The sequence below is a fragment of the Streptomyces lacrimifluminis genome, assembly GCF_014646095.1.
In the GTDB taxonomy this organism is placed as follows: Bacteria; Actinomycetota; Actinomycetes; order Streptomycetales; family Streptomycetaceae; genus Streptomyces; species Streptomyces lacrimifluminis.
This window is the reverse complement of record NZ_BMMU01000072.1, coordinates 1-9,629: the sequence shown is the minus strand read 5'-3', so window position 1 is coordinate 9,629 and position 9,629 is coordinate 1. Positions and strand designations below refer to the sequence as shown.

The window sequence follows — 9,629 nt, the reverse complement described above, 5'->3', positions numbered from 1 at the left end:
TCGAATGACGTCCATCGCCGCCGCCGTCCTCACCCTGGAGCGGCAACGCTGAAACAGCTCATTGATCGACAGCTCCCAGGGCTTCGGCGTAGTCAGATGCTGTCCGGTTCGGGTTGATTTACCATGCCTCGCAGTGTTCCGGGAGCAGAGCATGCGGCCGGGCTCTGGCCAGGGACAATGCCCGCATGGACACCATCGTTGAGATCCATGTGCCCCTTCGGGAGGCCCCGGGCACTCCGGAGGGTTCTTATGCCTTCCCCTGGATTGACCAGGTCGAGGACTTCCTTGCTGAACAGGAGGTAGCGGAAGTGCATGACGAAGGAGAGGAGTACGGCGAGGCGTACGTCTTCTTCATCACCGGGGCCGCCGAGGCGGATCTCCTGGCCGTCGCGTCTCGCGTGGCCACATTTCCGGGCATCCCGAGCGGAGTGTTCGCGATGGTCACGAACGATGAGGCCGGGGAGATCGGTCTGGGGCGACGCGTGGAACTGCCGCTCGGATAGTCCTCGACAGCAGGCGGGTGACGCTCCGCCGGCTCGACGGCTCCCGACAAGCCGGACAGGCACTGACTTCCAAAATCATGGAGTTCTCGACGCCCCGTGACCTGCCTGGAAGACCGTGCCTGCCGACGCATCATCGCCGATCCCACCTGCCCTTGACCAGCTCAGTGAACATCCAGAGGTGGTGCCGGGGGAAGTCCCCGGCCTTCTGCAACATCTTGCCAAGGTGCCCGACCCGCGCGATCCACGCGGAGTGCGGCATGCCCTGACCGTCGTGCTCGCGCTGACCGCGTGCGCCGTGCTGGCCGGGGCAACCTCCCTGCTGGCGGTCGGCGACACGAAGGCGATGCCCGACTCCCCGCACAGGCGCAGGAGTTCGTCGCCCTCCGGGTCGGGACAGTCCAGCGCGTACCGGTTCTGCACGCACACGACCGGGGCGATCTCCAACGCCTCGGTCGGGCGTTGCGACTCAACGCCGGAAATGCTATTGCCTTGCCGCCCCGACGGCGTCGGTGGAGGACTTCTCGTCCCCCGTCTCGTTCACGATCAACACCGCGTCGTCTTCAGCGAGTTCACCGACCGCCCAGATGGCTGTCCGGTCGCGCACGGCGTCATGGTCCCACACGCCGCGGGACAGGAAGTGCTGCAGCCGGTACGGCGACGTGTGCCCCAACGCCTCGGCGAGCTTTCAGCAGTTGCGGGTCTCAAGCCCCGTCAGCATCGCCTCGGCCCTGTCCCTGGCCAGCAGCCTCGACTCCCCTCGCGGGAACAGCCGGCCATCGCCGCCATCGCAGCCCTGAAACACTCGCTCCACACCCCACCGGCTATCGTGGCGCCTCGGGCCACCGTGTCCTGATCTGTTGTCACAGACGATCAGCATCGCGGTGGCCGTACTCGTTCCCCCGGGCACCCCGTCAGACTGCTCACCAGCACGAATCCATCAACGATCAAGAACTACAGCTGCCGGGTCTGACACTCGAAGACCTCCACCGTGGCGCGTCCACGGAAGAGCTGCCCGAGTGGACCAGCGAGACGCCTGAGCCGTACCGGCCCCCGGCGCATGCCCACGGCATCGAGCAGTCGGCCGCCGCTCGCAGAAGGTGAAGGCGAGAGCGGCTGAACAGTAAGCGCAGGTCAGGCAGTTGTCACGAAAGTGAGTTCAAAATGGGTGCGACGACTCGATGCCGAACCGTTGAACCTCACCGCTTCACCACCCTCCGCGACTCGCATCCGATGCGAGAAAACCGCATCCTATGCGAGCCCCCAGTGAAGCCCCAGATCAGCCCCCTGCATCGGCCGCAACAAGGTCCGAGGGAGGGGTATCGTCACCGTCGGAACCCGTACTCAAGGCCGCAGATCAGCACCGTGATCTCCCTTTCCCTCGGGGTGGATTCGCCGACTATCGCGAGTTCGCATCCGATGCAATTGGCGGCGGTCGGAGTATCGGAACGGAAATTAGCGGTAGCGGGACGATCTTGGTTCCGGTTCGGTGACGTGCCTGCTTTACCTGGTCAGCGGGTTCTACGGTCCTCGGCATGCCTGTTAAGTACTTGTCTGCTGAGCAAGAGGCCCCCTACGGCCAGTTCGCCACCGAGCCGTCCCCCGGGGAGTTGGAGCAGTTCTTCCGGCTCGATAGGAAGGCGCTGGGTCTGGCGCGGGCTAAGCGCCGTCCGGCGACGAGGCTGGGGTGGGCGGTGCAGTGGGGCACCGTGCGGATGCTCGGCACCTTCCTGACCGAGGACCCCACCGTGGTGCCAGCCTCCGTGGTGCGGTTCGTCGCCGAACAGCTCGGCGTCGGCGACGAGCATTTCGCCGAGTACGGGGCGCGCTCGCAGACGGTGTACGAGCATGCGTGGGAGATCCGCGACGAGTATGGCTACCGGGACTTCGCCGCAGGTGAGGCGGAGCTGGGAGAGTTCCTGGCGGCGCGGGTGTGGTCGTCGTTGGAGGGGCCGCGTGCCCTGTTCGACCGGGCGGTGGTGTGGCTGGTGAACAACCGGGTGCTGTTGCCCGGGGTCTCGACGCTGGCCCGGATGGTGGCCGCCGTACGGTCGGAGGAGAACGACCGGCTGCATGCCGCGCTGTACGAGGCGGTCCCGTACGACCTGCGCACCGAGATGGTCCGGCTGCTGGAAGTGCCGGAGAAGAAGCGGGTGTCGGAGCTGGAGCGGCTGCGGCTGGGCCCGATGCGGGTGTCGGGCAGGGCCATGGAACTCGCTCTGGACCGCGCGCGTGAGGTGCGGGGCCTGGGCGCCGGTGCGGTGGACGCCGGGCGGGTCCCGGCCGCGCGGATGACCGGGCTGGCCCGGTACGGGCTGACCTCGAAGGCGCCGACGCTGAAGCGGCTGGAGGTCACGAGGCAGACTGCCACGCTGCTGGCGACGGTGCGGCATCTGGAGACGGCGACGGTGGACGACGCGCTCGATCTGCTGCATGCGCTGATGGCCACCAAGCTGCTCGCGAAGGCCGAGCGGATGGGCAACGACGCCAAGCTCAAGGCCCTTCCGCAGCTGCGGAAGGCAGCGAGGAAGGTCGCCGCGGCGGTCGACGTGCTGATGACGACTCCGCCCGCGACCGACACCGGCGAACTCGTCTCCGTGGTCGACGCGTGGTCGGCGATCGAGCAGGTCGTGCCACGCGAGCAGCTGGCCGAGGCGCTCGCCACGATCGCCGCGGCGGTCCCGGACGCCGACGGGGACGACGACGCGGAGTGGCGGGCCGAACTGGTCGCCCGGTACGGCACGGTGCGCGGTTTCATCCGTCTGCTGGTCGAGGTCATCGACTTCGGCGCGGTCGAGGCCGGCGCCCCGGTCGTGAAGGCACTCAAAGCTCTGCCGGAACTGATCGGCCGCAAGAAGGTCGGCGCCGAGGAGGTCGCCTCCGACCTGGTGACCGGCTCGTGGCGGCGGCTGGTGTTCGCCAACCCCAGCCTGCCGCACGGCGTGGTCGACAAGGCCGCGTACTCGTTCTGCGTCCTGGAGCACCTGCACCGCTCGCTGCGCCGGCGGGACGTGTTCGCCAGGGACGGCGACCGCTGGGGCGATACGCGCGCCAAGCTGCTGGCCGGGGCCAAGTGGACGGCCGCCGAGCCGAAGGTGCTCACCGCGCTCGGTCTGGAGAGCGAGCCCGCCGGACACCTCGCCGAACTGGCCTCCGCCCTGCATGCGGCGTACGTCCAGGTCGCTGCCGGGCTGCCGGGCAACACGGCGTTGGAGGTGGTGGGCGGGAAGCTGAAGCTGGCCAAGCTCGGCAAGGCCGAGGAACCCAAGCTCATGCCGCCGTTCCGTCACCTGGTCAACGGCATGCTGCCGAAGGTCGACTTTCCCGAACTGCTGCTGGAGGTCGCCGAACTGACCGGCATGGAGGAGGTGTTCACGCACATCTCCGGCGCGGACTCCCATATGGAGGGTTTTGCCACCAGCCTGTGCGCGGTGCTGCTGTCCGAGGCGTGCAACGTCGGGTTCACCCCGGTCATCAAGCCGGGCGTCCCGGCGCTCACCCGTGGCCGCCTGGTCCAGGTCGACCAGGGCTACTTCCGGGCGGAGAACATCTCGGCGGCGAACGGCCTGTTCATCGAGGCGCAGGCGAAGATCGACGTCGTACGGGCGTGGGGCGGCGGCCTGGTCGCCTCCGCCGACGGCGTACGGTTCACCGTCCCCGTCCAGACCCTGTACGCAGGTTCGAACCCGCGCTACTTCGGTCTGCGGCACAAGGGCGCAACGTGGTTGAACGTCGTAAACGACCAGGTGATGGGCCTGGGCGGGGTGGTCGTGCCGGGCACGCTGCGCGACTCGCTGTTCATCCTGGACGCCATCCACGCCCGCGACGGCGGCCCGAAGCCGGAGACCGTCATCACCGACACCGCGTCCTACTCCGACATCGTCTTCGGCCTGTTCGCGATCTGCGGCTACCAGTTCTCACCGAGGATCGCCGACATCTCCGACGCCCGGCTGTGGCGGACGAACACCGCGGCGGACTACGGGCCGCTCCAGCCGGTCTCGAACCACACCATCCGCCTGGACCGGATACGCGCCCACTGGGACGACATGCTCCGGGTGGCAGGTTCCCTGACTCTCGGGGAGGTTCGCGGCCACGACCTGATCCGCATGCTCTCCCGGGACGGCAAGCCGACCGGGCTGGGCGACGCGTTCGCCCACTACGGGCGGATCTTCAAGACACTGCACCTGCTCCAGTTCGTCTCGGACGAGGGATACCGGCGAATGATCGGCGCCCAGCTCAACGTCACCGAGGCCCGCCACCGCCTCGCCCGGAAGATCTTCTTCGGTCAGCGCGGCGAACTGCGCCAGCACTACCGCGAGGGGATGGAGGACCAGCTCGGCGCGCTCGGCCTGGCGCTGAACTCCGTGGTGCTGTTCAACAGCCTCTACATCGACGCCGCCGTCAAGCAGCTGGCCGCTGACGGCTTCCCGGTCACCGACGAGCTGCTCGCCCGGCTCTCCCCGCTCCAGTTCGATCACATCAACTTCCTGGGCCGGTACGCCTTCACCCGGCCGCCAGCGCCGGGCCTGCGAAGGCTGCGCGACCCGAACATCGACGACGAGACGGACGACGGCGAGGACGCGTAAATGCGCGCCCGTACAGTCGAAGGCGGTCCGGCCCCGGAGTCACCACCCGTGACTCCGGGGCCGGACCGCCTTGGGTATGAGGCTCAGTCAGGCCGCCGGGTGAGCACGGGTCAGACGATGCTGAACAGATCGGGTACCTGCGAGGGCGCTGATCGGCTTGCGGGCTGCCGCCTTGCTCAACCGCTTCGCGGCGGTCGTGGTCCGCTTCCTGAGAGCGCGGCTCGATGCCGGTGCCCTTGACCGCCTTGGCGAACTCGGCGTCGAATCGCTCCCTGCCGACCTCATGCCGGGTGGATGAGGCGGCTTTCGTAGGCGAAGATCACGGCCTGTATCCGGTCTCGGAGTTCGAGCTTCTGCAGGATTCGCCCGAGGTGGGACTTCACGGTCGCCTCCGCGAGATACAGGGTGGCCGCGATCTCGGTGTTGGACAGGCCGCAGCCCACCTGGATGAGCACCTCGCGCTCGCGGGCGCTGAGCCGGCTCAGCCGCTCGTCGCGCTCGGCGCTGCTGCCGTCGGGTATGTGCGGGCGGAGGTTCTCCAGCAGGCGGCGGGTGATCCGCGGGGAGACCACCGCGTCGCCCGCTGCCACGCTGCGTATCGCGGTGAGCAGTTCCTCGGGCCTGGTGTTTTTCAGCAGGAAGCCCGAGGCTCCGGCTTTGAGCGCGGTGAAGGCGTATTCGTCGAGGTCGAAGGTGGTGAGGATCAGTACTCTGCTCTGCGGGGAGATCCGGATGACCTCTCGGGTTGCCTCGATCCCGTCGGTCCCGGGCATCCGGACGTCCATGAGGACGACATCGGGGCGCAGGTCCTGGGCGAGGCGTATGGCCTGGATGCCGTCCGCGGCTTCGCCGACCGGTGCCATGTCGGGCTGCGTCTCCAGGACCGTGCTGAAGGCCATACGGAGCAGCGCTTCGTCGTCGGCGATCAGGATGCGGATCGTCATGCGGACGCTGCTCCGCTGCTGCCGAGGTCGAGGCGGGTGTGGACTCCCCAGCCGCCGCCCGGGAGCGGTCCGGCCTGCAACGTCCCCCCGTAGGTGGCCGCGCGCTCGCGCATGCCGGGGATGCCGTGGCCGGATGGTGTGGCGCCGGGAAGTGGCGGGCGGGGGCCGCTGTCGGTGACGTCCAGTGTGACGGTCTCGGTCGAGCACCGTATTCGGACCTTCGCGTGTGTGCCGGTGGGTGTGTGCTTGAGGGTGTTGGTCAAGGCTTCCTGTACCAGGCGGTAGACGGTCAGTTGTGCAGTGGCGGGTATGTGGGTGTGGCCGCCCTGGACCTCGACGCGGGTCGGCAGCCCGGCGGCGCCCATCTGGTCGGCGAGGGCTGCCAGTTGTGCGATGCCGGGCAGCGGGTGGCGCTCCGCGTCCGGTTCGTCGGTCCGCAGGATGCCCAAGGAGCGCCGCATGTCGGTCAGGGCCTGCCGGCCCGTCTCGGAGATCTGGAGCATCGCGGTGGTGGCCTTGGCGGGGCACCGGTGCTGTGCGTAGACGGCGGCGTCGGTGAGCGCGACCATGACGGACAGGTTGTGGGTGACGATGTCGTGCATCTCCCGGGTGATACGTGTCCTTTCCTCGGCGACGGCCAGCCGCGCCTGCTGGTCATGCTCTTGCTCCAGTCGTGCGGCGCGTTCCTCCACGGCGACGAGGTAGGCGCGTGCGGTCCGCACATTCACCCCCAGGACGGCGGCGGCGACGACCATCGCGGTCACCGCGACGAAGGGGGTCAGGAACGCGCCTTCCGTCGCCCAGCGCAGACAAGCCAGCAGGGCCCCGCCCTCCACGATGGCACCGGCGACAAGCGTGCCGCGCCGGCCCGACTTCGCGGCCACCGTGTAGAGAGCCACCAGCAAGGCGATGTCCGCCGACAGTTGGACGTCCATCAGCCACTGGACGAAGGCCGCGGCTGCCACGACGCCGAACACCGTGAGCGGGGCCCGGCGCCGCCACACCAGGGGCAGTGCGAGGGCCGCGGTGAGGGCCACGGCCACCGGCAGCTCCTGCGGCGCGCGCGTGGTCATGACGTTGAGCAGGAGCAGCGCCGGCAACAGCGAGTCCCCCACCATGGGCGGCAGCCGGGAACCCAAGCGCCGGACGGCTCTCATCGGTCGCGCCGCTCGCACGGAGGCCAGGTCGGCGTACCTCGTCAGCCGTACGGCTGTCCTCGCCCACGGCACCCGGTCCCGGTAGCGCAACGGCTGGGCACTACCGGTTTCTGCGGCCGCCTCGGTCATCACACGTCCCTGTCGATTTCAGCGTCACAGTGGCCCCAGCCGGGGCCGCCACCGCGTACAGCCGGAGCCGGGTCGGATACGGGAGCGCAAGACCCGCGCCGCCCGCACGTACCGCGGCCCTGTCACGGTAGGCCGCGATCCAGCGGAATCGCATGAGTCCACCGTCTGAAGGAATCGCGCGGAAGTACGACCACAGGAGGAGCCCGGCCACCCCCCACGGTCGCAAGGCCTCTCACATGGGCGTGCCTCGGATTGCGACTCCGGCTGTACACGATGGCGACCCGGGGGCGATGTGGCAGCGTGTGCCCCGCGCCGAGCATGGCCGGGTGACCGAGAACATCATGGGACTGCACATGTCCCTTCTGGAAGTCCTTGTCTTGCTGGGTGCCGTCGCGCTGGTGGTGGCGCGCTGGTTTCCCCCTGCCGTCCGCCCAGGCGTCACGATCGCGGCGGGGGCAGTGTTCGTGCTGTCCGCGATCGTGCTGAGCGTGGTGGGGATCCGCTGGCAGCTGCTGCCAGTACTCGCAGGCGCTGCCGTTGCGCTGCCGTTCGCCCTCTCTCCCCTGCTGCGACGCCGTACCGGCCGGTCGGCGTGGCGGGCCCGGTGGTGGCTGGCCTTGCCCGGGTCGGTGGCCTGCGTCGGCCTGATCGCCACGGGTCCGGTGGCCGCCTGGGCCTTTCCCGTACCCGTGTTCCCCGAGCCGTCGGGCCGTTTCGCGGTCGGTACCCGCGTGGTGCAGTGGACCGACCCACACCGTCCCGAGACCTTCACCGCCGATCCGCACGACCGGCGCACGGTCGTGGTCCAGCTCTGGTATCCCGCGCAGAAGAGTCCCGCAGGCGCGCAGCGGGCCCAGTACCTCGGCCGCACGGAGCACGAGGCGCGCACCGTTTCCGATGCCCTCGCCCGCGCGGTCGGCCTGCCTGGCTTCCTGGTCGACGGCATCCCACGTGCCCACACCCATTCGGTTTTCAACGCCCCGGTGGCCGACGGGGGTGGACGGTTCCCGGTCGTGCTGTTCTCTCCGGGATCGGGCGGAGTGCGCACCCAGAACACCGCCTGGGCGGAGGAACTGGCCAGCCACGGCTATGCGGTCGCCGCCCTCGACCACCCGTACGACTCCGCCGCCGTCGTCCTCACCGACGGCCGAACGATTCTCACCAAGACCACCTCCACCGGCGACCGGGACAAGGACAACAAGCTGGCGGTCGGCTGGACGGCTGTTCGGGGCGCCGACCTCAGCTTCGTCCTCACTCAGCTGGACCGTCTGGGCCGAGGTGAGATCGCCGGCCCGCTGACCGGACGCCTGGACACCGGCCGGGTCGCGGTCACCGGCCACTCCATGGGTGGTGCCGCCGCCCTGCAGGCAGCCCGGCAGGACCACCGGTTCGATGCCGTCATCGATCTGGACGGCTACCCGCACGGCCCCACCTCCCCCTCCCTCCACCAGCCGACGCTCGCGCTCACCCAGGCCATCACCCCCGCAACCGACCCGCACTACATACCCCGCCTCACCAAGGCCCTCAAGCTCAACACCGCGACGAGCTACCGGCTCACCATCCCCGGCGCCGCACACCTCACCTTCATGGACGGCCCCCTGTACCTGCCGCCTGTGCCCTCGATAGTCGGCTCCCTGGGCCGCACCGAGAGCCCCCGCGTCGTCGCCGCAACCACGCTCGCCTTCCTGGACACCACCCTGCCAGACAAACCCGGTGACCTGGCCGGCGTCCTGTCGGCCTACGGCGACCTCAGCGTCTACCGCCCAAGCAACAACCGCTGATCGGCTGGGCGGCGGCAGCCGACGGCACGGCCGTTCCCCTTCCCAGCCGGAGTGCAGTCCGCGGTGCCGCCCCCGCCGCGGACCAGCGCGCCAGAGCGATCTGTCGGCAAACAATCGTTTGCCGACAGATCGGTCTGGCGCGTCCAATGAACCCGTGCAATCCGGGGGTTCGCGGCGGCTCGAATCCAATCAGATCCGATGGTGATCGCTGACAGGGTTTGACGACAGATAGGGTCCGATCCTCCGCACGGAAGGGGCCCTCGGTGGCGAACCTGGTCTACAAGCGGGTCTCGACCGACCAGCAGTCCACCGCCCGGCAGAACCTCGTCCTGGACGAGGCCGGGATCGAGGACCCGGTCGCCTTCGAGGAAGACCCGGGCACCTCCAGCCGCCTCCACCCCCTCCAGCGGCCGAAGTTCAGCGAGCTGCTTACGTACGCGCGGCCGGGCGACACCGTGCATATCTCCGAGGGGCACTGTCACGTTGGCTGACTGGTGGGATGATCTTCTGGTTGATCAGGCTGGGAGGGGTC

The 9,629-nt window shown here is 69.0% G+C and carries 7 protein-coding genes and 1 pseudogene; 5 read left to right on the top strand and 3 right to left on the bottom strand.

Annotated elements, in window-relative coordinates:
* Positions 1-185: 185 nt before the first annotated feature.
* Together IEY89_RS39500 and IEY89_RS41795 are read left to right on the top strand one after the other, a co-directional pair.
* On the top strand, positions 186-503 hold the full coding sequence (locus tag IEY89_RS39500) for a hypothetical protein (protein WP_189152351.1): 318 nt from the start codon (positions 186-188) through the stop codon (positions 501-503).
* Between the two features lie 115 nt (positions 504-618).
* A pseudogene (locus IEY89_RS41795) lies at positions 619-786 on the top strand (transposase family protein); the annotation flags it as partial.
* A 198-nt stretch (positions 787-984) separates the two neighbouring features.
* Here the strand turns inward: IEY89_RS41795 and IEY89_RS39490 are convergent.
* Positions 985-1,173, bottom strand: coding sequence for a transposase (locus IEY89_RS39490; RefSeq protein WP_189152350.1), 189 nt, complete (start codon positions 1,171-1,173; stop codon positions 985-987).
* A gap of 862 nt (positions 1,174-2,035) precedes the next feature.
* Here IEY89_RS39490 and IEY89_RS39485 point away from each other — a divergent pair.
* A complete protein-coding gene (locus IEY89_RS39485) occupies positions 2,036-5,086 on the top strand; it encodes a Tn3 family transposase (protein WP_189152349.1) in 3,051 nt (1,016 codons plus the stop codon).
* A gap of 281 nt (positions 5,087-5,367) precedes the next feature.
* Here IEY89_RS39485 and IEY89_RS39480 read toward each other — a convergent pair whose 3' ends face one another.
* Positions 5,368-6,030 carry a response regulator gene (locus IEY89_RS39480; protein WP_189152348.1) on the bottom strand — a complete coding sequence of 221 codons (663 nt, stop codon included), beginning with the start codon at positions 6,028-6,030 and terminating at the stop codon, positions 5,368-5,370.
* Complete coding sequence (locus IEY89_RS39475) at positions 6,027-7,187, bottom strand: sensor histidine kinase (protein WP_373287352.1); 1,161 nt, start codon at positions 7,185-7,187, stop codon at positions 6,027-6,029. The genes IEY89_RS39480 and IEY89_RS39475 overlap by 4 nt, the downstream gene beginning before the upstream one ends.
* Positions 7,188-7,606: 419 nt before the next feature.
* On the opposite strand from IEY89_RS39475, the gene IEY89_RS39470 reads away from it, so the two are divergent.
* Positions 7,607-9,097, top strand: coding sequence for an alpha/beta hydrolase family protein (locus tag IEY89_RS39470; protein ID WP_189152347.1), 1,491 nt, complete (start codon positions 7,607-7,609; stop codon positions 9,095-9,097).
* A 263-nt stretch (positions 9,098-9,360) separates the two neighbouring features.
* Positions 9,361-9,588, top strand: a complete 228-nt coding sequence (locus IEY89_RS39465; protein WP_229695718.1) for a recombinase family protein — start codon at positions 9,361-9,363, stop codon at positions 9,586-9,588.
* Positions 9,589-9,629: the final 41 nt, after the last annotated feature.

Excerpts from the sequence above, each read along its gene's own strand:
- IEY89_RS39500 (WP_189152351.1), top strand. The coding sequence starts at position 186 with ATGGACACCATCGTTGAGATCCATGTGCCCCTTCGGGAGGCCCCGGGC.
- IEY89_RS39485 (WP_189152349.1), top strand. The coding sequence starts at position 2,036 with ATGCCTGTTAAGTACTTGTCTGCTGAGCAAGAGGCCCCCTACGGCCAG.
- IEY89_RS39480 (WP_189152348.1), bottom strand. The coding sequence starts at position 6,030 with ATGACGATCCGCATCCTGATCGCCGACGACGAAGCGCTGCTCCGTATG.
- IEY89_RS39475 (WP_373287352.1), bottom strand. The coding sequence starts at position 7,187 with ATGAGAGCCGTCCGGCGCTTGGGTTCCCGGCTGCCGCCCATGGTGGGG.
- IEY89_RS39470 (WP_189152347.1), top strand. The coding sequence starts at position 7,607 with ATGTGGCAGCGTGTGCCCCGCGCCGAGCATGGCCGGGTGACCGAGAAC.